Raw genomic sequence first — 22,002 nt, 5'->3', positions numbered from 1 at the left:
CGATCTCAGCTAGACCAATTACTCTGGGAAGCATGACCGTCCCTCCACCCGTACCTGACACAACGGACGCCCCCAAACGTCCGGACAGTGTGCGGCTCGCCGTTGAACTGTGGGCCGTGGTGATCGTCGCCGAGTTGATCACTTTCGTCGCCCAGTACTCGGTCCTGCGCGAGACGATGCAGAAATCGATCGACGAGATGATCAAGGACGGCCAAGAAGTGCCGGCCAGTGCCAGTGCGGTGACGATCGGCGCGATGGTGATCCTGTCGGTCATTCTCCTGGCAGTGGCCGGCGTTGTCCTCAAGTTCACGTGGGACGGGCGGAACTGGGCACGCCAGGTGTTGGGTGTGTTCAGTGCGTTTCTCTCGGTGCAACTCGTCTTCGGGGTGATCTCACTGTTCATCACCTCCGACAGCAACGACGGGGCTACCGTTCCCGCATGGGCGATGATCTTCGAGATCATCGGAGGTGTCGCAGCGATCGGCGCGCTCGTCGCGTTGATGCACCGAGACACCACCGTCTTCTGCCGCGACACCGCGGCGTGGCGGTCCGGCAATCGACAGAACGGCGGTGTGCGGTGATCGAGATCAAAGCCCGAACTCGAGGCCCGAAGCCTGACCCGAAAGACCGCCCGACACTCGTGGTGTGGGCGATGCGACTGTGGATGATCTCCGGTGCGCTGCTGATCGCGCTCGGCGTTCTCACCGTCGTCGACCAGTCTGTCAACGTCGGACTCGAGTTCGGTCCGCTCGCGATCGGGGTGCTCATCATCCTGCTCGGCGTCGCCTATCTGCTGCTCGGGGCGAAGACCTACCGCGGAGAACTGCAGTGGCGGTCGTCCCTGTCGGCGCTGACGTGCGTCGTCGTGGCGATGCTGCTGCCCTTGACCATCGGCTTCCAGAGCGGTGGCCTCGCCGTTGTCCTGGCCTGTGCGGTGATCGGCCTGGCCGGTTCCCTGCTCGCGTATCGCCCGCGGGCGGACAAGTGGTTCAACTGCAAACTGAGCGGCGACTGCGAATCCGATTCGACACCGGACTCGGCGTCGTGACCGACCGGTCGGACGAGCCCCAGACCGAGGAACCCCAGACCGAGGAACTCCAGACCGAGGAACTCCAGACCGACGAGACCGAGGACGAGGACTTCCAGCCGGACGAGGTGGACGCGGAGGCGGCCGATCCCGCCGGTGCGCTCGATCCGCTGCCGGAAGACGTGGGAGAGACGCTGTTCTACGAACCCGGTGGCAGTTGGTGGGTGGTGGTCATCGGACCGGCCCTGTTGGCGCTGACGCTGTGGCTCGAGATCGCAGGCAAGGGACGTATCCACTGGGAGGTCCTCACGATCTTCGGCGTGGTGCTCATCGGTTTCACGATTCTGCAGGTCAAAGCTGCCCGACGTCACGTCTCGGTGCGACTGACCGAGCAGACGCTCCAGCAGGGGGCCCGCACCATCGCCCTCTCCGACATCGTGACGGTGTACCCGGAGAACCGCGGCAGCGACTTCCAGGACTGGGAGAGCGCTCCAGCGCTTGGCGAGTTGCACGCGGTCCCGCGCCGTCGCAAAGGCGTCGGCGTCAAACTGAAGAACGGCAAGCTGGCGCAGGCGTGGGCGCGCGATGTCGACCGATTCCGCTCGGAGCTGACCGATGCGCACCTCGCCGTGAAGCTGGGCCTTCCGCCGAAGGGGACGAAGTCGACTGGTGAGTGACCGGAAATTCGGCCCCGCCGCTGCGGCGGCCGTGGTTCTGACAACACTCGCGGTGATTGTCGGAGGCGTGGTGTGGATGAACTCGCGCGGCACGCCCGACGACACTTCCCGGACCGCTGAATCCACTGCCCGGATGATACAGCACGTCAATCTCGGCGACAGCTTCGCTGCGGGAACCGGCATCCTGCCGCTCCAGCCGGACTCCCAGTTCACCTGCCAACGGTCATCGTCTGACTTCGCGACCGTGCTCGCCGCCCGCCGCGGTCACCACCTCGTGGACGTCGCCTGCGCAGGAGCGCGGACCGAACACCTCTACCGGGACCAGTACGAGGGTGCGGGACCGCAGCTCGATGCCGTCACTCCGAACACGGATCTCGTCACAGTGATGGTCGGCGGCAACGACGCGTCGCTCTACTCATCGTTGATCCGGGACTGCGCCGACGTCGCCGACACCGATCCGTCCGGCGCTCCGTGTCGAACCGAATTGGGCGCCGGTCCTGCGGTGTCGATCCGAGACGAGATCGGACCGGCCGTCGAGCGAGGGCTCCGCGACATCGCGTCCCGCGCTCCGCACGCGAAGGTCGTCATCGTCGGATATCCGTGGCTGGTGCCGCAGTCGACGTCGTGCAGGCCCGCGGTCCGGATCGCCGACGGCGACATCCCCTACGTCCGACGAGTGCAGTCGCGGCTCAACTCGGCGATCGCTCGAGCCGCGTCGGCTGCCGGGGCTACGTTCGTCGACATGTCGGTCCGGTCCCGCGGCCACGACGCCTGCGCGGCGAAGGGCGTCCGGTGGATCGAACCGATGGTCGGCGGGTCGTCGCCGATCGTGATGCACCCCAATGTCGCGGGCCAGCGGGCGATCGCCGATGCGGTCGATGCCGCGCTCGGCTGAACCCGCCCGTGTCGAACCTGAGAACAACCTGGGCCGATTGGGTGCATCGCTGAGGTTTTGGGACACTGGAAGTCATGGCCGCACCAGCCGAGAACACCGCACAGTCCACCGCTCGCAGCGAGGAGTACTTCGCCCGCGCCGCCCATGCGACGCCGGGTGGTGTGAACTCCCCGGTCCGTGCATTCTCGGCTGTCGGAGGCACCCCGAGGTTCATCACGTCGGCCTCCGGGTCCACCCTCACCGACGTCGACGGCAATACCTATGTCGACCTGGTGTGTTCCTGGGGTCCGATGATCCTCGGACACGCGCATCCGGCCGTCGTCGACGCGGTTCGCACGGCTGCCACCGGTGGTCTCTCATTCGGAGCTCCGACCGTCGGTGAGATCGAGCTCGCCGAAGAGATCATCGACCGCGTCGACCCGGTGTCCCGCGTCCGACTCGTCAACTCGGGCACCGAGGCGACGATGTCGGCGGTCCGTCTCGCGCGCGGATTCACCGGCCGAAGCAAGATCGTGAAGTTCTCGGGCTGTTATCACGGTCACGTCGACGCACTGCTGGCCGACGCCGGATCGGGTGTCGCGACACTCGGACTGCCGACGTCGCCCGGAGTCACCGGGGCGTCCGCACACGACACGCTGGTGCTCCCGTACAACGATCTCGCGGCCGTCGAAGCGGCATTCGCCGAGCACGGATCCGACATCGCGGCCGTCATAACGGAGGCCGCCGCGGGAAACATGGGCGCCATCGCGCCGGTCGCCGGGTTCAACGAGGGCCTGCGCGCGATCACCGCTCAACACGGTGCCCTGCTGATCATGGACGAGGTGATGACGGGGTTCCGAGTAAGCCCCGCGGGCTACTACGGCATCGACGGAGTCGCGGGCGATCTCTACACCTTCGGCAAGGTGATGAGCGGTGGACTGCCCGCCGCCGCATTCGGAGGCCGCACCGACATCATGGAGCATCTCGCGCCGACTGGACCCGTGTACCAGGCGGGAACGCTCTCGGGCAATCCCGTCGCAGTGGCGTCCGGGCTGGCGACGCTGCGGAACGCGACGGCCGAGGTGTACGCGACGCTCGACGCGAACGCGAACCGGATCGCGGGAATGGTCGGAGACGCGCTGACCGCGGCGGGTGTCGCGCACCGCGTGCAGTTCTCCGGAAACCTGTTCAGCTTCTTCTTCACCGACAGCGATGAGCAGATCGTCGACTACGCGGGAGTCAAGAAGACCGAGACCTGGCGCTTCGCGCCGTTCTTCCACGCACTGCTGGCGGGTGGCGTGTACGCGCCGCCGAGCGCCTTCGAAGCGTGGTTCGTGTCCGCAGCGCTCGACGACGATGCATTTTCGCGCATCGCCGACGCACTGCCCGCCGCTGCCGCCGCCGCGGCCGCAGCGCCCGCCCCCGGAGAGGGAAACTGATGAAGACGATCGTCCACATGATGCGCCACGGCGAGGTCCACAACCCCGAGGGCATCCTGTACGGCCGCCTGCCCGGCTTCCGTCTCGCCGAGAACGGTCGCGATCAGGCACAGCGCGTCGCCGATGCGCTCGCCGACCACGACATCTCCCATGTGTTCGCCTCGCCGCTGCAGCGTGCGCAGGAGACGGCCACGCCGATCGCCGCCGCGCACGGCAAGGAGATCATCACCGTTCCGGATCTCATCGAGGCCGGGAACCAGTTCGAAGGTCTGCGGGTAGCCGTTGGCGACGGCGCCCTGCGTCAGCCGCGCCACTGGGCGAAGCTGCGCGACCCGTTCACCCCGTCGTGGGGCGAGCCGTACATCCAGATCGCTCACCGCATGCTCGCCGCGGCCAGCGAGGCGCGCGACGCCGCCCGCGGCCACGAAGCCGTGTGCGTCAGTCACCAGCTGCCGGTGTACACCCTCCGCCGATTCCTCGAAGGTCAGCGCCTCTGGCACGACCCGCGGGTGCGCCAGTGCTCACTGGCCTCGCTGACCAGCCTGGTCTACGACGGTGACGCGCTCATCGACATCGTGTACTCGGAGCCGGCCGGAGCGTCGGACCCTCGCATCACGGGCGCGTGACGACGATGGCTCGACTTCGCCGTGTCACGGCTGCCGCCGTCGCGCTGCTCACCGCTGTCGCCGTCATCGCAGGCTGCAGCACCGGTGACGACGCCGTCGTCCCAGCCCAGGGCAACCAGTTCGTGTCGCCTGACGGCAAGATCGTCATCGAGTACCCGATCGACCAGCGACGCACCGTCGGCGACGTCAAGGGCCCCGACCTGCTGACCGGCGAGACGCTGTCGATCTCCGAGTTCGAGGGCGACGTCGTCGTCCTGAACGTATGGGCGTCGTGGTGCGCACCCTGCCGCAAGGAGTTCACCGAACTCGACAACACGTACCTCGCGACTCGGGACAAGGGCGTGGCGTTCCTCGGAATCGACTTCCGGGACAGCAAGTCGAGTGCGCAGGACTTCGTCAGCGACAACAAGGTCGCCTACCGATCGATCTTCGACTACGGCGGAGCGTCGTTGGCCTCGCTCGGGGTCCCCGTGGGCGCAGTCCCGACCACGGTGATCCTCGATCGCCAGCACCGGCCCGCCGTGGTGTACCTGCGGTCGATCACCGCAGACGAACTGAAGGCGGCCGTACTCCGCGTCGCGAGCGAACCGAAATGACGGTGACGCCCCTGGCATCGATCGGCGAGACGTTCGCCACGACGGTCACCTCCGGTCCGCTCCTGCTCGGCATGGGCGCTGCGATGATCGCGGGGCTCGTCTCGTTCGCGTCACCCTGCGTGGTGCCGCTCGTCCCCGGGTACCTGTCGTACCTGGCAGGCCTCGTCGGCGCCGACGCGCCGGCCGTGTCAGCCGCCGAGGGGCAGAAAAGGGGGCGGTTCCGGGTCGTAGGCGCTGCCGGACTGTTCGTCCTCGGTTTCACCGTCGTCTACGTTCTGGCGACGGCAGCGGTGTTCGGCCTCACTGCGACGTTCCTCGACGCTGAGCGACTCGAGCTGTGGCAGCGCATCGGCGGAGTCGTCACGATCATCATGGGCCTGGTGTTCCTGGGCATGATCCCGTTTCTGCAGCGTGACCGCCGCATGGCTCCGCGGCGCTACTCCGGCGTGATCGGAGCGCCGATCCTCGGCGGCGTCTTCGCCATCGGTTGGGTGCCCTGCACGGGTGCGACGCTCGGCGCGGTCGTCGTCGCAGGAATGTCGACCGAGGGGTCGTCGGCCTGGCGCGGAGCGTTGCTGGTGACCGCCTACTGCCTCGGCCTCGGCCTTCCGTTCCTGGTCATGGCCGCATCGTCGGCCTGGGCGGTGCGGAGCCTCGGCTTCCTGCGTCGACACACTCGCGTCATCCAGATCATCGGCGGCGTCTCACTGATCATCCTCGGAGCCCTGATGGTGACCGGAGCATGGATGGACTTCGTCAACTGGATCCGCCTCCATCTGATCAGCGACTGGGAAGTGGGCATATGAGTACGCCAAACCCGGTGCAGCGCTTCGTGATCGCGCCGCTCCGTAAGACCTGGCGCGGCCTGACGTCGATGCGGACAGCACTCGCGCTGCTGTTCCTGCTGGCGTTGGCCGCAATCCCCGGCGCACTCCTGCCGCAGCGTGATCTCAACGAGCAGAAGACACTCGACTACATCTCCAAACGCGGTGAGCTCGGCGTGTGGATGGATCGTGTCCAGCTGTTCGACGTGTACTCGTCGAGCTGGTTCACCGCCATCTACGTGCTGCTCTTCGTCTCACTGGTCGGTTGCCTGACACCGCGCATCTGGGAGCACTACAAGGCGATGCGGACCCCTCCGGTCGCCGCGCCGCGCAACCTCAAGCGACTGCCGCGCCACATCACCGAGACGATCGACGGCGAGCCGGCCGAGATCGCCGAACGGATCACCGGAAACCTGCGCGGATGGCGCACACGGACCGTCGCCGTCGAGCCGTCGACGAAGTACCCGAACGGTGCCGTCGAAGTGTCGGCGGAGAAGGGGTACCTCCGGGAGTTCGGCAACCTCGTCTTCCATTTTGCGCTCTTGTCGCTGCTGGTGACGATCGCCGCAGGCAAGATGTTCGGCTACGAAGGCACCCGCACGCTCGTCGCAGACGGCGAGCAGGTCCTGTGCAACACCTCGACCGCCGTCTACGACTCGTTCCGATCGGGCGCCATGGTCGACGGCACCGGACTCGCACCGTTCTGCTTCCGCGTCGACGACTTCTCCGCGACGTTCCTCAAGTCCGGTCAGCCGGACATGTACGACGCGAAGGTGGCGTACACCGACGATCCGGCGTCCGACCCGGCGACGTGGGACAAGACGTCGGTCCAGGTGAACAAGCCGCTGCGTGTCTCGGGCGACCGCGTGTACGTGCTCGGCAACGGTTTCGCGCCGACCTTCACGGTCACGTTCCCCAACGGTCAGAAGCGAACGCAGACAGCGCCGTTCATCCCGCAGTCCACTCAGACGATGCTGTCCGAGGGCGCGGTCCGATTCGACACACCCGCCGGCATGTTCCCGGACGCCGACGTCCGTCGGAAGAACCAGATCGCGATCGAAGGGTTGTTCGCGCCTGACCCGGTGTTCATGCACAACCTGCTCGACTCGCAGTCGCCCGTCGTGAACTCGCCTGCCGTCGCGATCCGCGTGTATCGCGGAGACACCGGCATCGACACCGGTCAACCGCAGAACGTGTACACCCTCGACCAGAAGCTGATCGACCAGGGACGACTGACACGGAAGGCGTCGGTCAACCTCGAGGTGGGGCAAGACGCCGTGCTCGACGACGGGACTCGCGTTTCGTTCGACGGCTACAAACGGTGGGTCTCGGTTCAGGTGTCGCACGATCCGGCGCAGGGTGGAGTCCTGATCTCGGCAGTCGTCATGGTCCTCGGACTGCTCGTGTCGCTGCTGATCCGTCGCCGCCGTATCTGGGCTCGACTGGTGCCCGACACCGAAGTCCGACGTACTGTAGTAGAAGTGGCCGGACTGGCCCGGACCGATCAGGCGGGCTGGGGCGAGGGCTTCGAGGACCAGGCGCACGGTCTGCTGACCGACGCCGACAAGCGCGGACGCGGTCGACTATGACCCGCCGCGAGCACAACACGAAGGAACATTGATGGGCGACAACGGATACGTCGACATGGACCTGGCCCGGCTCTCGGACTGGCTGTACGGCACCTCGATCGTGGTGTACGTCCTCGCGATGGTGATGTTCCTGCTGTCCCTCGCGGCCGTCTGGTACGCGAGAGTGGAGACCGCGGAACAGGCGGAGAAGAAGGAACTAGTCCCGGCTGCCGGTGTGCCCGGTGATCGGGTCCCCGGCCGCGTCGCCGGTCCTGCGCCGCGCCGTCAGCTCGGCGATGTGCTCTCCGGCATGGGTTGGGCCGTTGCATTCGTCGGATTCCTCGCGCACCTCGTGTCGATCGTTCTCCGCGGCGTCGCCACCGATCGTGCGCCGTGGGGCAACATGTACGAGTTCATCTCGTTGACGATGCTCGCGTGTGTCCTCGCAGGCGTCGTCGCGCTGCGCAAACCCGCCTACCGGCCGCTCCTCAGCTTCGTGCTGCTGCCGGTGGTGCTGTTGATGTTCATCGGCGGCCGATACCTGTACACGCAGCCCGCGCCCGTCGTGCCCGCGCTCAAGTCGTACTGGCTGATCATCCACGTCTCGATCATCTCCGTCGCCTCTGGCGTCCTCCTGGTCTCGGGCGTCGCGAGTGTCCTCTACCTCGTCCGACAGCGGTGGGCTGCAAAGGGCGACGAGCAGTCCGAAGGCGCGGCGGCCGTCATCGATCGGCTGCTTCCGTCGAGCGACGCCCTCGACCGGGTCGCCTACAAGTGTGTTGTCGTCGGATTTCCGCTGTTCGGACTCGGCATCATCCTCGGCGCCATCTGGGCCGAAGCGGCGTGGGGTCGGTTCTGGGGCTGGGACCCCAAGGAGAGCGTCTCGTTCATCGCCTGGGTCATCTACGCGGCGTATCTCCACGCCCGTGCCACCGCAGGCTGGCGCAAGGCCGCCGCCTGGGTGAACGTGGCCGGCTTCGTCGCGCTGCTCTTCAATCTCTTCGCCATCAACCTCGTCGTCTCGGGCCTCCACTCCTACGCGGGCCTGTGAGTCGGACTGTCTGAGACCCACAACGACAAACCGCTCCCCTCGGCGACATCCGCTCACTTGTGCAAGTGAGCGAATGCGGCCGAGGGGAGCGGTTTGCTGCTGAAGTGAGCGGGAAGAGTCAGCCGCGGTTGAGGAGGGCGACGACGTCGGCCTCGCGGAAACGGCGGTGGCCGCCCGGCGTGCGGATCGACTTGAGGACGCCGGACGACGCCCATCGTGCGACGGTCTTCGGGTTCACGTTGAACATTGCGGCGACCTGGCCGGGCGTCAGGTTGTGCTGCGCGGCGAGAGCCGGAGTGATCAGTTCTGAGGCCTGCTCGTCTTGATCTGCGATTGCGGTCATCGGACCCTCCTGGAGTCGTGGGACGACGCTGTTTGCGTCGTGTCGGTTCATTCCCCGTCCTGGCTCCACTAGTACACGCACTTGGGGTGGTTGCTCGAACAGTCAGGTGTAGGTAAAGAGGCCGTAATGTCCGTTGAGGGACCTTTGGCGCGGCGTTCGTCCCATGTCGTGGGCCGTATCCTAGGAGGTATGAGTGAAGACCTCCCCGTGGAAGCGGACACCAAGAACACCGACGCCAAGAACGCTGGGCCAGGCGGGAAGCCTGCGACGACCGGGACGTTGATCACCGCGATCGCTCTCTACACGGCTGCTCGTCTCGCGCTGGTCGTCGCGATCGCGGCCGTCATCTTCTTCGTCGGCAAAGCCGCGGGCGTCGACGTGCCGCTTGTGGTCGCCGCGGTGTTCGGCGTCCTGATCGCACTTCCAGTGGGCATGGTCGCGTTCAAGACCCTCCGTCTCCGGGTGAACGACCAGATCACCCGCATCGACGCCGCACGCAGTGCTCGTCACGACGAACTCCAGTCGCGTCTGCGGGGCGACAGCGAATGACCGCCACGCGGATCGTCGAGCACACGTCTGATCGCGAGTGGACGGCCGAAGCGGTCCGTCGGATCGGGGCGGACGGTCTGCGCAGTGCCGACACCCATCTTCTGAAAGTCGACCTGCCGTCGTGGTCGCGGACTGAAGCGGGCGGGATCGACCTGTACTTGAAGGACGAGTCGACACACCCGACAGGCTCTCTCAAGCATCGCCTCGCGCGATCGTTGTTCCTGTACGCGCTGTGCAACGGGTGGATTGGCCCCGGCACCACCGTGATCGAAGCGTCGTCGGGGTCGACTGCAGTGTCCGAGGCGTACTTCGCCAAGCTCATCGGCGTGCCGTTCGTCGCGGTGATGATGAAGGGCACCTCGCCCCGTAAGACTGAACTCATCGAAGCGCAGGGTGGCCGCTGTCATTTCGTCGACTCGCCGTCGGAGATCTACGCTGTCGCACAGCGACTCGAGGCCGAGTTGGACGGTCATTTCATCGATCAGTTCACGATGGCCGAGCGTGCGACGGACTGGCGCGGCAACAACAACATCGCCGAATCGGTGTTCGCGCAGATGGCCGGCGAGCCTCATCCGGTGCCGGAGTGGATCGTCGTCGGCGCCGGCACCGGTGGGACCTCGGCGACCTTCGGGCGGTACGTCCGCTACCAGCAGCACAACACGCGTCTGGCCGTCGTCGATGTCGAGAACTCGGTGTTCCTGCCCGCCTATGAGGCAGGCGACGGCACCATCACCTCGACCGGCGGATCGCGAATCGAGGGGATCGGCCGTCCTCGGGTCGAGCCGTCGTTCGTCTCCCAGGTGATCGATCGGATGATCGGTGTGCCCGACGCGTCGTCGGTGGCCGCCGCACGGTTCCTCAGCGCACGCCTCGGCCGCCGGGTCGGCGGTTCCACCGGAACCAACTTCTGGGGCGCGTGCACGATCATGGCGGAGATGGCCGACGCGGGTCGCGCGGGCAGTGTGGTCTCGCTCCTGTGCGACAGCGGCGACCGCTACGATCACACCTACTACAACGACGAATGGGTCGCCGCGCAGGAACTCGACCTCGGGCCGCCCACCGCCGTGCTCACCGAGTACTTCGCCACGGGAGTCTGGAACTCCTGAAGGAGACGCCATGCCCGTCGTCGACGCCGTCGACCTGGTCCGTGAATACCGCATGGGAACGGAGACGGTCCGCGCGCTCGACGGTGCGTCGCTGACTCTGGACGGCGGGCAGTTCGTGTCGGTCGTCGGGCCGTCCGGTGCCGGAAAGTCGACGTTGTTGCACATCGTCGGTGCACTCGACAGCCCCACATCCGGCTCGATCGAGGTCGACGGCGTCGACCTGACGTCTCTGTCTGACGATGCGGCGTCGGAGTTCCGCAGGCATAGAGTCGGATTCATCTTCCAGTTCTTCAACCTCGTGCCGACGCTGTCGGCGTGGGAGAACGTCGCACTGCCGATGCTGCTCGACTCTCGCTCGCTGGCGAAGGCGAAGCCGCGGGCGGTGGAACTCATGGAACGGGTCGGCCTCGGACACCGGATCGATCACCGGCCCTCTGAACTGTCCGGCGGGCAGATGCAGCGTGTCGCCATCGCGCGGTCGTTGATCATGGAGCCGACCATCGTGTTGGCCGATGAACCGACGGGCAACCTCGACTCCCACACCGGCGCCGATGTTCTGCAACTGCTGTCCGACGTCGCGCACGAGGACGCGAACCGGCTGGTGTTGATGGTCACGCACGATGCCGCCGCCGCTCGATCGTGCGACCAGGTGGTGACCGTCCGGGACGGGCGAGTGATCAGCGGTTCTGCCTGATGCGGGGCATCGGAGCCGGGTTCACCCGCATCAGGGTGCTCGGTCTGCGAGAGCTGACATCGCACAAACTCAGGGTCGTCACGTCGCTGCTCGTGGTGACGGTGTCGTCCGCGCTGCTCGTCGCGGTGCTCTCGGTGTACGGCTCGTTGACGGCGTCGGTACGCGACTTCAACGCGGCGATCGCTGGCGTCGCCACCGTCGAGGTCGCCGGCATCACCGATTCGGGCGTGCCCGCGTCGATCGCGGGGGAACTGCGCGAGCACGTTCCGCTTGCAGAAGAGGTGGTCCCGATCGTCCGCGGGTCGATTGTCATCGACGGCAGTCCGACCGTGTTGCTCGGCTCGGACTATCGGGCCTCGATGCTGTCGCCGGAGCTCGGGGCCGCTGCGGAGTCGGACGATTCCGGGCTGAGCATCGACGACCTGGCCGACGGCATCGTGGTCGGGCCGACGGTCGGGCTGGCCGTGGGGCAGACCGTCGACGTCGCCGGCGAGAGGCTCACGATCCGGAGGGTGCTAGGTGACGAGGCGTCCGGTCTCAACGGCGGCCGCTTCGTCTTCGCGTACCTGCCACTGGCACAACGGCTGGCAGGCCTGAGTGACGCAGTCGACTCGTTGCTCATCGTTCCGATCGCCAACGCCGACTCCGACGCATTACGCGAGTCGGTCGAGGACGTCGTGGGAGATCGGGCGAGCGTTGTCGACCCCGACTTCCGCGTCAGGCAGGCGGAGGTCGCGAGTTCGGTCGTCCGTGACTCGACGCTCCTCGTGTCGATGGTGTCGCTGGTCATCGCCGCCTTCCTGGTGTTCAACACCATGAACATGGCGGTCGCGTCCCGTCGACGCAGCCTGGCGATGATCCGCGCCCTCGGTGGACGACGGCGGCATCTCGCAGGCGACCTGCTGGGCGAATCCGCGCTCTTCGGTGTAGTCGGAGGCGTCGCGGGCATCCCGATCGGTGTCGTCGCAGGCCGGTGGGCGCTGAGTCGGGTACCGGGCGGATCGTCCTCGGTCGGGATGGAAGTCAGTTACACGCTGCCTGCGTTGGTCCCCGCGGCGGGAATCGGAGCAGCTGTTCTCGCGTGTATCGGTGCGACGGCGCTCGCTGCGAAGGCAGTCTTCTCGGTTACGCCGGTGGAGGCGATGGCCCCCGGGCAGGTGACCGAGGCGGCAGGCGTGTCGCCGCGACTCCTATGGACGTCGGGTGTGGTGGGTGTGATGGGCGTCCTCGGAGCCTGGTTGATCGTCGAGACCGTCGACGGGCGCGCGGCGATCCTCGCGGGAGCGGTCTACGCCGTCGGCGGACTGATCCTCTGTTTCGCTCTCAGCCCGTTGCTGGTGGCCGGGGTGCGAGCGGTGGCCACCGGATTCGCCGGGCCGGGACGACTGGCCGCGGTGAACTCCGAACGTGCGCCCCGCCGGGTATGGGCCACGGTGATGACCGTCGCCGTCGCAGTCTCGGTCGGCATCGGGATATCAGGTGCGTTGAACAACCTCGTCGGATCGTTGTCGTCGTCGCTCGGCGGGTTGAGCGAACCGGACCTCTACGTGTCGTCGCAGGACGCTGCGTCGATTCCGACCGGGCCGGTACTCGATCCGGTCGTCCGGCGTGAAGTGGCCGCGACTCCGGGCGTGCGGCGGGTCATCGGCGGACAGTGGGCGAATGTGAACCTCGGAGACGCTCGGATCGTCGTGCAGGGACTCGAACGTGGAGCATCGGCCCCGTTCCTGCGGAAAGCGTCGCAGGAGGCGGCGGACGAGGTCCTGAACGGTCGGGGAATCCTGTTGTCGCGGACTCTGGCCCGCACGTTGGACGCAGATGTCGGCGACGAGCTCACTCTGGCCACACCCGCCGGACCCCGACAGTTGCGTGTCCTCGAGACGGTGAACTACGTCTCGATGGACTCCGGGGTGGCTGCGGTGTCCATCACCCTGCTGCACACCTGGTTCAAGCGCCCGGGGGACACGTACCTCCAGGTGATGATCGACGCGGGGGCCGATCACGATGCGGTGCGTCGTGCGGTCGCCAGGATCGCCGACGCGCATCCCGGAGTCGGCGGCTCGCCCGTCAACGTCTACACAGGGGAGCAGGCGTTGGCCGCCGCCCAGCGAACGGCGGAGCAGTCGGGTGGATTCACCGTCGCGATCCAGTGGATCGTGTCCGGGGCTGCGGCGATCGCATTGCTCAACACGCTCCTGCTGTCGGTGCTGGAACGACGACGTGAGATCGGCGTGCTGCGGTCGATGGGAGCCTCTCGCCGATTCGTCTTCCGCATGGTGCTCGCCGAAGCAGGCGCCATCGCCGTGATCGGGGCGGTGACCGGTGCGGTGATGGGCACCGGGCTGCACGTCCTCGCGGATGCGATTCTCACCGAGACGACTTCCATCGACATCGTCTACAGCCCACTGTGGTCGTCGAGTTGGTACGTCGCGGTGTCGGCTGTGCTGTGCCTTCTCGGTGCCGTTGTCCCGGCAGTCCGCGCGTCACGCCAGAACATCAGCGAGTCGATCGCGGCCGAGTAGTCTCGCAAAATCAGTTCGTCAATAAATGTTGACAACAGGCGTAGTGTCAACATAACCTGACAACATGCACGACGAAGAGATGCCGACCGACACCGACTCGATGACGGGAACCGCGGCGAGTTCCGATCCCGCCGTAGGACTGGGAACAGTCCGAGCGCTGAGGACTCTCGCGGACCGCCTCGAAGACGTTCATGTCGCCTCCGCTCGAGCCGCAGGCTGGAGTTGGCAGGCGATCGCGGACGTCCTACAGGTCAGCCGGCAGGCCGTGCACCAGAAGCACTCGTATCGAGAGGCTGCACCAGCAGCTGGAAAGGACGGCAACGATGTTTGACCGTTTCTCGCGGGAAGACCGCACACTGTTCATGTTCGCCACGCAGGAGGCCCGCGACCTGGGCCACCCGTCGTTCGGCAACGACCACCTGATCCTCGGGATGCTCTGCAACGCGCGGAGCCCCATCTTCACCCTGCTCGGGGAGCGGGGCCTCACGCTCGACGCTGCGCGCGGCGTTGTACGTGAGTTCCACCAGTCCGACGAGCCGACCGCCGAGTCGGACGAGAAGAACCGATACGACGAGGACCGAGACGCCCTCGCCAGCATCGGCATCGACCTGGATCGCGTGCGCGCCGCAGTCCGAGACAAGTTCGGCGACGACCTCGCTGACGGTTGGGGCGAACGCCGCGGCCGCGGCCGCGGACCTCGCCGCGGTGACGGATGCGACGAGCGTCGCGGTCACCACCGTCCGCACGGTCGTGGGCCGGGATTCGGCGGCCCGTTCGGTGCACCGGGTGGACCCGGTGGGCCGGGCTGGGACGGCGAAGGCCCGTGGGAGGGCGGTCGTGGTCGTCGTGGTCCTCGCGGCAGAGGCCGTGCACGCATGAACGGCCCGGTCAGGGACGCCATGCATTCCGCCGTCACCCTGGCGAGGACTCGTGGTGACCGCAGTATCGGCGCCGAGCACCTGCTCCTCGGGATTCTCGACGCAGGCGATCCCGCGTCACGCGCGGTGATCGAATCGGTGACCGACGTCGACAGCCTGCGCAGCGCGGTGACGGAAGTCCTGGAGAGCCGTGCCGCTGTCTGACGCGTCCCCAAGATTCGTCGTGCCGATCTCAGGCGAAGGCGAGGGCCAATCCGGTCGCGACCGACCATGCGAGCATTGCGAGTCCCGTCGTCGCGAGTGCGGGGATGAGGTCACGGCCCTTGGCGCCGGACGCGACAGGGCGCAGTGCGACTGCGGCCAAGGGCGCGGCGACCAGGCCCGCGAGAGCTGCCGTCGTCACCGGAATCAGAACGATCGTCCCGACGAACGGCACGGCGATCAGGAAGACGAATAGTCCGCGGGTGCCGCGATCGCCGAGTCGGACGGCGAGGGTGATCTTCCCCGACTCGGTGTCGGTCGGGATGTCTCGCAGGTTGTTCGCGACCAGGACCGCGCTCGAGAACGATCCGACGGCAACAGCGGCGACTCCGCCGACCCAGTCGATCCGACCGATCGTGACGAACTGAGTCCCCAAGACGGCGACGAGTCCGAAGAACACGAACACCGCGATCTCGCCGAAGCCGAGGTAGCCGTACGGCTTCTTTCCTCCGGTGTAGAACCAGGCACCGGCGATGCACACGACGCCGATTGCGATCAGCCACCACGCGGTGCTCGCCGCGAGGACAAGACCACACACCGCGCCGATTCCGAAACACGTGAAGGCGGCAGTCTTCACCGCAGACGGCGAAGCGACCTTCGAGCCGACCAGGCGCATCGGGCCGACTCGATCGTCATCGGTGCCGCGGATCCCGTCCGAGTAGTCGTTGGCGAAGTTGACGCCGATGATCAACGCCAACGACACGACGAGGGCGAGGCCGGCTTTCCACCACACGACGTCGCCGATCCGTGCCGCAGCACCGACGCCTGCCACCACTGGAGCGATCGCATTCGGAAGCGTCCGCGGTCGTGCGCCCTGGATCCATTCGTTGACCGTTGCCACGGGATCAAGCATGTCACGGTTCAGTCGACGAGCCGGTTCCCGGCGACCCGGAGGCGGCGCGAGATCTGTCACGTTCGGCGGCTGCTCGGGTCGACGACGATCAGAGAGTGTTCTGGCGGAGCCGATCTCGCAGCGCCGCACGGTCGACCTTGCCCGGACCGCGAAGGGGCAGAGCGTCGACGAAGACCACCTCGCGCGGCGCGGCGTAGCGATCGAGGCGTTCGACGACGATCTCCCTTATCTCGTCGACGCTCGGAGCGTCGTGTCCGGCGGCGGGTACAACAACAGCCACAACACGCTCACCGAGCCGCTCATCGGGTACTCCCACGACCGCGCAGTCGGTGACGGCGTCGAGGTCGACGATCACCGCCTCGACGACTTGGGGGACCACCGTGAGTCCGCCCGTCGAGATGGCCTCGTCGGCGCGACCGACGATGCGCAGCGCACCGTCGGTGACGACGCCGAGATCGTCGGTGCGGAACCACCCGGGCTCGGCGAAGGCAGGATGGTCCGCGAGATTCCGGTAGCCGAGGGCGACTGTCGCTCCGCCGAGGACAACTCGTCCGACACCGTCCGAGTCGGCGTCGTCGATGCGGATAGTGGTGCCGGCAAGGGGGATGCCGTTGTAGACGCACCCGCCCGCGGTCTCGCTCATCCCGTACGTGGTGACGATCTGCAGTCCGGCGTCGCGCGCCGTCTGCTGCAGGGACGGGGGAGTGGCGGCGCCGCCGACGAGGATCGCGTCGAACTGCCGCATCGCGGCGGTGGCGTCGGGGTCGGCGAGAACCTTGCGCAACTGGACGGGTACCAGCGAGGTGTACCGGCGCGGTCCGGCGAGCGCGTCGACGGCGGCGGGCAGTGCCGTGACGTCGAATCCGTCGGTCAGGTCGAGTATCACGGGGTCGAAGCCTGCGGCGAGTGATCGGAGCATCACCTGCAGGCCGGCGATGTGGTGCGGCGGCAGCGTCTGCAACCAGACTCCTGGCCCGCCGAGGGCTTCGGCTGTGGCCTGCGCGGACGCGCGCAGCGTGTCGTGGGTGTGCATGGCGCCTTTGGGAACGCCGGTGGTGCCCGACGTCGACACGACGAGGCAGCACCTGTCGTCGATCGGCTCACCGACGCCGAGGTGAGCGCGGAGCCGTGACGACTCATTCGAGTCGAGGTCAGGCAGCGGCAGATACGCGGCGTCGCCGGTGAGCAGAGCCGACAAATCCCGCCGGGCGTGAATCACGGCGGGATTCGAGGGAAGAACCAGCGGTTCGAGGCGTCTCAGGGCTTGTCCTCCGGGCTGTCTGTCGATGAGAACGGGGCGTCGTCGAACGGCCAGCCCGCCGCTTCGAGTGTGGTGCGGACCCGAGCGACGTCTTCGTCACGGGGGAGTTCGTCGGTGACCTTGGAGATCTCGACTCCCACGTCGACGCGGTTGATCGTCTCGACTTCGCTGTCGGCGATCATGTCGATCGCCACCTGCCGGATCTCCTCTTCGCTCAACTGGCGACGCAGCAGCGCGAAGAGTGGAACGTAATCGCTCTGCGGCACGCCTTCCGGGTACCCGGCGCGCAGCCAGGTCCGGATCGTGGAGAGAAACGAATGGCGTTCCATGGCGGTTGATTATTCGCTTGCCGGAACGGAGACGGCGAGCGGCCATCCGGCAGCGGCCAGACGAGCCGAGACCTGGCGGAGTTCCTCCGCGGACGGAGCCTGCTCGGTGACGGCGTGGATCGCATCTTTGATGCGTTCCGGGGTCGCCGGGCTCTCGGTACCGTGTTCGAGTGCGAGCTTGAGCACGATATCGGTGATCTCCGATTCGGTCAGGACTGGCGTGAGCAGGGCAAGGAGGGGCGGATAGTCGGCAGCGGGAACACCGTCGGGGTAGCCCGCGCGGATCCAGTTGACGACGTTCTCGAAGAGTGTGGGTGCCATGGTCGTGTCAGCTCACTTCTTGTACGCGAAGTCGGGGAAGATCTTGAGGTCGAAGTAGTAGTTCAGCGTCTGGCGGGTGATCCACAGGATTCCGACGACGATGACGATGGCCGTCAGGCCGATCAGGACGTAGCCGAGGTACTTCAGCGCCGGGTTCGCCGGGCGCTGCAGAGTTCCTTCGCCGGCAGCCTCGGCACGCATGCCGAGTGCAAACAGGGCCGGGAGGCCTGCGCCGAGGATGAGTCCGACGGCGAGGACCTTGGTGATGGAGGAGATGATGTCCATGAGGTGCAGCCTTTTCTAGACTTCTCGGCCGCTCAGGCCTGGTTGGTGGTCGTCGGAGCGTCGTCTGCGGCGGGAACGGCCGAGTTGGTCTCGGTGTCCCACTCGGCGTTGACGTTGCTGTGGTCGACCTTCTGCTGCTGTGCACGCCAGTACATGTAGCCGGAGAGCGCTGCGAGGATCAGGAAGATGACGATCGCGCCCGGCGCACCGCCGATGAGGTGGGCGATCCAGAAGCAGATCGCGCCGACGAGTGCTGCCGCCGGAAGGGTGGTGACCCAGGCGACGGCCATTCGGCCCGCGACGCCCCAGCGGACTTCGGCGCCCTTCTTGCCCAGACCGGAACCGAGGATCGAGCCCGTGGCGACGTGTGTGGTCGAGAGGGCCATGCCCGCAGCCGAGCTGGTCAGGATGATCGCCGCGGACGAGGCCTCGGCCGCCATGCCCTGGGGCGCCTTGATCTCAACGAGGCCCTTGCCGAGCGTGCGGATGATGCGCCAGCCGCCGAGCCAGGTGCCGAGTGCGATGGCCGAGGCGCAGGTGACGACGACCCAGATCGGGAGACCGTGCGAGACCGATGCCGCGTCGAGGTGGCCGGTGGCGATGAGGGCGAGTGCGATGACACCCATCGTCTTCTGTGCGTCGCCGGTTCCGTGTGCGAGGGAGACGAGCGATGCGGATGCGACCTGGCCGCGACGGAATCCGGTCTCCTTCTTGGCTTCGGACATGCCGTTGGTGATCGCGTAGATGAGGAGTGTGCCGACCGCGGCGACGACGCAGGCGATCAGCGGAGCGAACAGGGCCGGGACGATGATCTTGCCCAGGATGCCGTGCCAGTTGATGCCGGTGGTGCCCAGTGCGGCGAGACCGGAACCGATCAGGCCGCCGAACAGCGCGTGCGAGGAGCTGGACGGTAGGCCGAACAGCCACGTGAAGAGGTTCCAGAGGATGGCGCCGATGAGGCCCGCGAAGATGATGATCAACGCCTTGTTGGCGTCGAGCCCTTCGATGAGGGCGCCCTTCGCGTCGCCGGACGTCGTCTGGATCTTGAGGACGTCCTTCGTGATGGTCGCCGCCACCTCGACGGAGAGGAATGCTCCGACGAGGTTCAGGATCGCCGAGAGGCCGACGGCCACCTTCGGCTTGAGTGCGCCGGTTGCGATGGACGTTGCCATGGCATTGCCGGTGTCGTGGAAGCCGTTGGTGAAGTCGAAGCCCAGGGCTGTGACGATCAACAGCACAAGAATGATCATCTCTGCGGTCATGGGCATAACTATGGGCGACGAACGGTACGCCCCGTCAACTCGTGGTTACCCGATTTGAGGTGTCTGACCTGGCGGTTTCCGAAAGTCATCGGCGTATTCACGTAAAGTTCACCACCGTGATCCGAGTGCTTCACCAACCGCGTGCCTCTTGGCTGACGCTCAGCTTTCTCTGAGGTGTCGCGTGGGTTAACGAGACGCCGGGGCGGAGGAGCCGATCCCGTCTCCGATCCGGCTTCGAGGCGGTGTGCAAGAATCGCGGCATGACGCTGAAGCTGGGCATGCCCATCAACTACGCGGGCGATTTCCGGGAGACGATCGAGAATCTCCGCGACTTCGAATCGGTCGGCGTGCGACGGGTGACGGTGCCGGAGGCGTACAGCTTCGACGCGGTCAGTCAGCTCGGGTACATCGCGGCTCGAACCGAGACGATGGAACTGCAGACCGGCATCCTGCCGATGTATTCGCGCACGCCCACCAATCTGGCGATGACCGCCGCCGGTCTGGATTACATCAGTGGCGGGCGCGCCATCCTCGGCATCGGCGCATCCGGCCCGCAGGTGATCGAAGGCTTCCACGGCGTCAAGTACGACTACCCGCTTGGACGTGCCCGCGAGAACGCGGAGATCTGCCGCAAAGTGTGGCGTCGTGAACGCCTGGAGTACCGCGGCAAGCACTACCAGCTGCCGTTGACGCAGGAGGACGGCGGCTCGGGTCTCGGCAAGCCGTTGAAGATCATCAACCATCCGGTCCGCGAGAAGATCCCGATGCTGCTCGCAGCGATCGGCCCGAAGAACGTCGAACTGGCCGCGGAACTGTTCGAGGAGTTCCAGCCCTTCCTCTTCCATCCTGAGTACGTCCAAGAGGCGTTCGGCCCGGCGCTCGCGGCGGGCAAGGCGAAGCGCGACCCGTCGTTGGGCGACCTGTCGATCGTCGTCCAGACGTCGACGCTCATCACTGATGACAAGGACGCGGCGGAGAACGCGCTCAACGGAGTCCGCCACCACGCCGCGCTCTACATCGGCGGCATGGGCGCGCGCGGAAAGAACTTCTACAACTCGCTGGTGCAGCGTTACGGCTACGTCGACGAGGCGAAGCTCGTCCAAGACCTCTACTTGGACGGACGCAAGGACGAGGCCGCGGCCGCGGTGCCCGACGACCTGATCCGCAAGATGAGCTTGATCGGTCCCCGCTCGTATGTGCAGGAGCGTGTCGAGGCGTTCCGTGGCGCCGACGTCGGGGTCTTGCTCGCATCGCCTGCGGCCCACACTCACGCCGAGCGTGTCGAGAGCATGCGGGAACTCGCCGAGATTATCGGCTGATGTCCAGCACCGCCCTCGCGTTGGTGATCGCGGGTGCGGTCATCGCATCGGTCGTCGTTCTTGTCGGCGGTCTGTGTGTGGTGTACCTGAACGAACAGCGTGTGAGGTCCACCCGTCCCGGCCGCGGCCTCTTCGGCGTCCTCGACTGGATCGGCCGACTCCTCGCCAAGATCCCTTGGTTCTGAAACCCTCTGACACCCGCGGAATCGGATCGCCGGTTTCGCTATCGTCGAGTCATGGTGGGGATAAAGCGATGATGAGGTTCCTGCTCACTTCGCCGACCAACTGTTCATCTCATCGACATCTGCTCACCTCCGGAGGTGAGCAGATGTCGACGAAATGAGCGGATGCGCGACCGGCGGACGTTTGGGCGGCGGCCTCTAGTAGTAGTACGGGTAGTCGTCCCAGTTCGGGGGGCGCTTCTCGAGGAAGGCGTCACGGCCTTCAACGGCTTCGTCCGTCATGTACGCGAGGCGGGTCGCCTCACCCGCGAACACCTGCTGACCCATCAAGCCGTCATCGGTGAGGTTGAACGCGAATTTCAGCATGCGCTGGGCGGTCGGCGACTTCGAGTTGATGGCGCGAGCCCACTCGATCGCGGTGTTCTCCAGTTCGGCGTGATCGACGACGCGGTTCACGGCGCCCATCTTGTGCATCGTCTCCGCGTCGTACGCCTCGCCGAGGAAGAAGATCTCGCGGGCGAACTTCTGTCCGACCTGCTTCGCGAGGTAGGCGCTGCCGTATCCGGCGTCGAAGCTGCCCACATCGGCGTCAGTCTGCTTGAAACGAGCATGCTCTCGGGACGCCAGTGTCAGATCGGCCACCACGTGCAGTGAGTGGCCACCGCCTGCCGCCCAACCGTTGACCACGGCGATGACGACCTTCGGCATGGTACGGATCAACCGCTGGACCTCGAGGATGTGGAGACGACCTCCCTCGGCCTTCACTCGCGCTTCGTCCACACCGTCGACGGTCGCGGCGGCGACGTCGGAGTCGTGGCTGGCCGCGTACTGGTAGCCGCTGCGGCCGCGGATGCGCTGGTCGCCGCCGCTGCAGAACGCCCACCCGCCGTCCTTGCTCGACGGGCCGTTGCCCGTGAGCAGAACGGTGCCGACGTCGGGGGAGCGACGCGCGTGGTCGAACGTGCGGAAGAGTTCGTCGACGGTATGGGGGCGGAACGCATTGCGGACCTCGGGGCGGTCGAAAGCGATGCGGACGATCCCGTTCGCCCGGCCCTCACCGATGTGGCGGTGGTAGGTGATGTCGGTGAGGTCGGAGAAGCCGGGGACCGGCTTCCACTGCGTCGGGTCGAACGGGTTCGAAGTCATGGACTCCAG

Annotated in this window: 26 protein-coding genes; 18 read left to right on the top strand and 8 right to left on the bottom strand. The window is 66.5% G+C overall.

What is annotated here, in order from left to right; translation table 11 throughout:
• The first annotated feature begins 32 nt into the window (after positions 1-32).
• From JVX90_RS15345 to ccsB, 10 genes are all read left to right on the top strand, one after another.
• Positions 33-581, top strand: coding sequence for a hypothetical protein (locus JVX90_RS15345; protein ID WP_205329564.1), 549 nt, complete (start codon positions 33-35; stop codon positions 579-581).
• Positions 578-1,048, top strand: a complete 471-nt coding sequence (locus JVX90_RS15340; RefSeq protein WP_205329563.1) for a hypothetical protein — start codon at positions 578-580, stop codon at positions 1,046-1,048. Before JVX90_RS15345 ends, JVX90_RS15340 begins: the two co-directional genes overlap by 4 nt.
• 107 nt (positions 1,049-1,155) lie before the next feature.
• Entirely contained in the window at positions 1,156-1,704 is a 549-nt protein-coding gene (locus JVX90_RS15335; RefSeq protein WP_205332446.1) for a DUF3093 domain-containing protein, read from the top strand.
• Positions 1,697-2,599 carry an SGNH/GDSL hydrolase family protein gene (locus tag JVX90_RS15330; protein WP_205329562.1) on the top strand — a complete coding sequence of 301 codons (903 nt, stop codon included), beginning with the start codon at positions 1,697-1,699 and terminating at the stop codon, positions 2,597-2,599. Before JVX90_RS15335 ends, JVX90_RS15330 begins: the two co-directional genes overlap by 8 nt.
• 74 nt (positions 2,600-2,673) lie before the next feature.
• Positions 2,674-4,017, top strand: coding sequence for a glutamate-1-semialdehyde 2,1-aminomutase (hemL, locus tag JVX90_RS15325; RefSeq protein WP_205329561.1), 1,344 nt, complete (start codon positions 2,674-2,676; stop codon positions 4,015-4,017).
• Entirely contained in the window at positions 4,017-4,643 is a 627-nt protein-coding gene (locus JVX90_RS15320) for a histidine phosphatase family protein (protein WP_205329560.1), read from the top strand. The genes hemL and JVX90_RS15320 overlap by 1 nt, the downstream gene beginning before the upstream one ends.
• 5 nt (positions 4,644-4,648) lie before the next feature.
• Entirely contained in the window at positions 4,649-5,239 is a 591-nt protein-coding gene (locus JVX90_RS15315) for a TlpA disulfide reductase family protein (protein ID WP_205329559.1), read from the top strand.
• Positions 5,236-6,045 carry a cytochrome c biogenesis CcdA family protein gene (locus JVX90_RS15310; protein ID WP_205329558.1) on the top strand — a complete coding sequence of 270 codons (810 nt, stop codon included), beginning with the start codon at positions 5,236-5,238 and terminating at the stop codon, positions 6,043-6,045. Before JVX90_RS15315 ends, JVX90_RS15310 begins: the two co-directional genes overlap by 4 nt.
• Entirely contained in the window at positions 6,042-7,652 is a 1,611-nt protein-coding gene (locus JVX90_RS15305) for a cytochrome c biogenesis protein ResB (protein ID WP_205329557.1), read from the top strand. Before JVX90_RS15310 ends, JVX90_RS15305 begins: the two co-directional genes overlap by 4 nt.
• A gap of 31 nt (positions 7,653-7,683) precedes the next feature.
• Positions 7,684-8,682: a c-type cytochrome biogenesis protein CcsB gene (gene ccsB / locus JVX90_RS15300; RefSeq protein ID WP_205329556.1), complete on the top strand. Its 999-nt coding sequence runs from the start codon at positions 7,684-7,686 to the stop codon at positions 8,680-8,682.
• Positions 8,683-8,800: 118 nt separating this feature from the next.
• Here ccsB and JVX90_RS15295 read toward each other — a convergent pair whose 3' ends face one another.
• On the bottom strand, positions 8,801-9,025 hold the full coding sequence (locus JVX90_RS15295; protein ID WP_205329555.1) for a BldC family transcriptional regulator: 225 nt from the start codon (positions 9,023-9,025) through the stop codon (positions 8,801-8,803).
• A gap of 189 nt (positions 9,026-9,214) precedes the next feature.
• On the opposite strand from JVX90_RS15295, the gene JVX90_RS15290 reads away from it, so the two are divergent.
• From JVX90_RS15290 to JVX90_RS15265, 6 genes are all read left to right on the top strand, one after another.
• A complete protein-coding gene (locus JVX90_RS15290) occupies positions 9,215-9,574 on the top strand; it encodes a DUF4229 domain-containing protein (protein ID WP_205329554.1) in 360 nt (119 codons plus the stop codon).
• Complete coding sequence (locus tag JVX90_RS15285; protein ID WP_205329553.1) at positions 9,571-10,680, top strand: PLP-dependent cysteine synthase family protein; 1,110 nt, start codon at positions 9,571-9,573, stop codon at positions 10,678-10,680. The genes JVX90_RS15290 and JVX90_RS15285 overlap by 4 nt, the downstream gene beginning before the upstream one ends.
• Before the next feature lie 10 nt (positions 10,681-10,690).
• Positions 10,691-11,374, top strand: a complete 684-nt coding sequence (locus JVX90_RS15280; RefSeq protein ID WP_205329552.1) for an ABC transporter ATP-binding protein — start codon at positions 10,691-10,693, stop codon at positions 11,372-11,374.
• Positions 11,374-13,896: an FtsX-like permease family protein gene (locus JVX90_RS15275; RefSeq protein WP_205329551.1), complete on the top strand. Its 2,523-nt coding sequence runs from the start codon at positions 11,374-11,376 to the stop codon at positions 13,894-13,896. The genes JVX90_RS15280 and JVX90_RS15275 overlap by 1 nt, the downstream gene beginning before the upstream one ends.
• Before the next feature lie 64 nt (positions 13,897-13,960).
• Positions 13,961-14,227, top strand: coding sequence for a helix-turn-helix domain-containing protein (locus JVX90_RS15270; RefSeq protein ID WP_008377501.1), 267 nt, complete (start codon positions 13,961-13,963; stop codon positions 14,225-14,227).
• Positions 14,220-14,978, top strand: a complete 759-nt coding sequence (locus JVX90_RS15265; protein WP_205329550.1) for a Clp protease N-terminal domain-containing protein — start codon at positions 14,220-14,222, stop codon at positions 14,976-14,978. The genes JVX90_RS15270 and JVX90_RS15265 overlap by 8 nt, the downstream gene beginning before the upstream one ends.
• A 28-nt stretch (positions 14,979-15,006) precedes the next feature.
• On the opposite strand, the gene JVX90_RS15260 is transcribed toward JVX90_RS15265, so the two are convergent.
• The 6 genes from JVX90_RS15260 to JVX90_RS15235 all read right to left on the bottom strand — a co-directional run bounded on the left by JVX90_RS15260 (position 15,007) and on the right by JVX90_RS15235 (position 19,346).
• Complete coding sequence (locus tag JVX90_RS15260) at positions 15,007-15,876, bottom strand: 1,4-dihydroxy-2-naphthoate polyprenyltransferase (RefSeq protein ID WP_205329549.1); 870 nt, start codon at positions 15,874-15,876, stop codon at positions 15,007-15,009.
• 100 nt (positions 15,877-15,976) lie between these two features.
• Positions 15,977-17,107 carry an o-succinylbenzoate--CoA ligase gene (menE, locus tag JVX90_RS15255; RefSeq protein WP_205329548.1) on the bottom strand — a complete coding sequence of 377 codons (1,131 nt, stop codon included), beginning with the start codon at positions 17,105-17,107 and terminating at the stop codon, positions 15,977-15,979.
• 38 nt (positions 17,108-17,145) lie between these two features.
• Positions 17,146-17,478, bottom strand: coding sequence for a DUF3349 domain-containing protein (locus JVX90_RS15250; RefSeq protein WP_205329547.1), 333 nt, complete (start codon positions 17,476-17,478; stop codon positions 17,146-17,148).
• 9 nt (positions 17,479-17,487) lie between these two features.
• Positions 17,488-17,799: a DUF3349 domain-containing protein gene (locus tag JVX90_RS15245; RefSeq protein WP_205329546.1), complete on the bottom strand. Its 312-nt coding sequence runs from the start codon at positions 17,797-17,799 to the stop codon at positions 17,488-17,490.
• Positions 17,800-17,811: 12 nt separating this feature from the next.
• The gene (locus tag JVX90_RS15240; RefSeq protein ID WP_205329545.1) at positions 17,812-18,084 is read right to left on the bottom strand and encodes a hypothetical protein; all 273 of its coding nucleotides are present in this window, start codon (positions 18,082-18,084) and stop codon (positions 17,812-17,814) included.
• Positions 18,085-18,116: 32 nt separating this feature from the next.
• Complete coding sequence (locus tag JVX90_RS15235; RefSeq protein ID WP_205329544.1) at positions 18,117-19,346, bottom strand: inorganic phosphate transporter; 1,230 nt, start codon at positions 19,344-19,346, stop codon at positions 18,117-18,119.
• 260 nt (positions 19,347-19,606) lie between these two features.
• Between JVX90_RS15235 and JVX90_RS15230 the strand changes: the two genes are divergently transcribed.
• Both JVX90_RS15230 and JVX90_RS15225 read left to right on the top strand, forming a co-directional pair.
• Positions 19,607-20,665, top strand: coding sequence for an LLM class F420-dependent oxidoreductase (locus JVX90_RS15230; protein ID WP_205329543.1), 1,059 nt, complete (start codon positions 19,607-19,609; stop codon positions 20,663-20,665).
• A complete protein-coding gene (locus JVX90_RS15225; protein WP_205329542.1) occupies positions 20,665-20,850 on the top strand; it encodes a hypothetical protein in 186 nt (61 codons plus the stop codon). The genes JVX90_RS15230 and JVX90_RS15225 overlap by 1 nt, the downstream gene beginning before the upstream one ends.
• Before the next feature lie 195 nt (positions 20,851-21,045).
• Here JVX90_RS15225 and JVX90_RS15220 read toward each other — a convergent pair whose 3' ends face one another.
• A complete protein-coding gene (locus JVX90_RS15220) occupies positions 21,046-21,993 on the bottom strand; it encodes a 1,4-dihydroxy-2-naphthoyl-CoA synthase (protein WP_205329541.1) in 948 nt (315 codons plus the stop codon).
• Positions 21,994-22,002: the final 9 nt, after the last annotated feature.

This window comes from Gordonia sp. PDNC005 (genome assembly GCF_016919385.1).
Lineage (GTDB): Bacteria > Actinomycetota > Actinomycetes > Mycobacteriales > Mycobacteriaceae > Gordonia.
This window is presented reverse-complemented; position numbering and strand designations above follow the sequence as displayed.

Coding starts and splice junctions, on each gene's coding strand:
- JVX90_RS15345 (WP_205329564.1), top strand. CDS start 33: ATGACCGTCCCTCCACCCGTACCTGACACAACGGACGCCCCCAAACGT.
- hemL (WP_205329561.1), top strand. CDS start 2,674: ATGGCCGCACCAGCCGAGAACACCGCACAGTCCACCGCTCGCAGCGAG.
- JVX90_RS15320 (WP_205329560.1), top strand. CDS start 4,017: ATGAAGACGATCGTCCACATGATGCGCCACGGCGAGGTCCACAACCCC.
- JVX90_RS15315 (WP_205329559.1), top strand. CDS start 4,649: ATGGCTCGACTTCGCCGTGTCACGGCTGCCGCCGTCGCGCTGCTCACC.
- JVX90_RS15310 (WP_205329558.1), top strand. CDS start 5,236: ATGACGGTGACGCCCCTGGCATCGATCGGCGAGACGTTCGCCACGACG.
- JVX90_RS15305 (WP_205329557.1), top strand. CDS start 6,042: ATGAGTACGCCAAACCCGGTGCAGCGCTTCGTGATCGCGCCGCTCCGT.
- ccsB (WP_205329556.1), top strand. CDS start 7,684: ATGGGCGACAACGGATACGTCGACATGGACCTGGCCCGGCTCTCGGAC.
- JVX90_RS15295 (WP_205329555.1), bottom strand. CDS start 9,025: ATGACCGCAATCGCAGATCAAGACGAGCAGGCCTCAGAACTGATCACT.
- JVX90_RS15290 (WP_205329554.1), top strand. CDS start 9,215: ATGAGTGAAGACCTCCCCGTGGAAGCGGACACCAAGAACACCGACGCC.
- JVX90_RS15285 (WP_205329553.1), top strand. CDS start 9,571: ATGACCGCCACGCGGATCGTCGAGCACACGTCTGATCGCGAGTGGACG.
- JVX90_RS15280 (WP_205329552.1), top strand. CDS start 10,691: ATGCCCGTCGTCGACGCCGTCGACCTGGTCCGTGAATACCGCATGGGA.
- JVX90_RS15275 (WP_205329551.1), top strand. CDS start 11,374: ATGCGGGGCATCGGAGCCGGGTTCACCCGCATCAGGGTGCTCGGTCTG.
- JVX90_RS15270 (WP_008377501.1), top strand. CDS start 13,961: ATGCACGACGAAGAGATGCCGACCGACACCGACTCGATGACGGGAACC.
- JVX90_RS15265 (WP_205329550.1), top strand. CDS start 14,220: ATGTTTGACCGTTTCTCGCGGGAAGACCGCACACTGTTCATGTTCGCC.
- JVX90_RS15250 (WP_205329547.1), bottom strand. CDS start 17,478: ATGGAACGCCATTCGTTTCTCTCCACGATCCGGACCTGGCTGCGCGCC.
- JVX90_RS15245 (WP_205329546.1), bottom strand. CDS start 17,799: ATGGCACCCACACTCTTCGAGAACGTCGTCAACTGGATCCGCGCGGGC.
- JVX90_RS15240 (WP_205329545.1), bottom strand. CDS start 18,084: ATGGACATCATCTCCTCCATCACCAAGGTCCTCGCCGTCGGACTCATC.
- JVX90_RS15235 (WP_205329544.1), bottom strand. CDS start 19,346: ATGACCGCAGAGATGATCATTCTTGTGCTGTTGATCGTCACAGCCCTG.
- JVX90_RS15230 (WP_205329543.1), top strand. CDS start 19,607: ATGACGCTGAAGCTGGGCATGCCCATCAACTACGCGGGCGATTTCCGG.
- JVX90_RS15225 (WP_205329542.1), top strand. CDS start 20,665: ATGTCCAGCACCGCCCTCGCGTTGGTGATCGCGGGTGCGGTCATCGCA.
- JVX90_RS15220 (WP_205329541.1), bottom strand. CDS start 21,993: ATGACTTCGAACCCGTTCGACCCGACGCAGTGGAAGCCGGTCCCCGGC.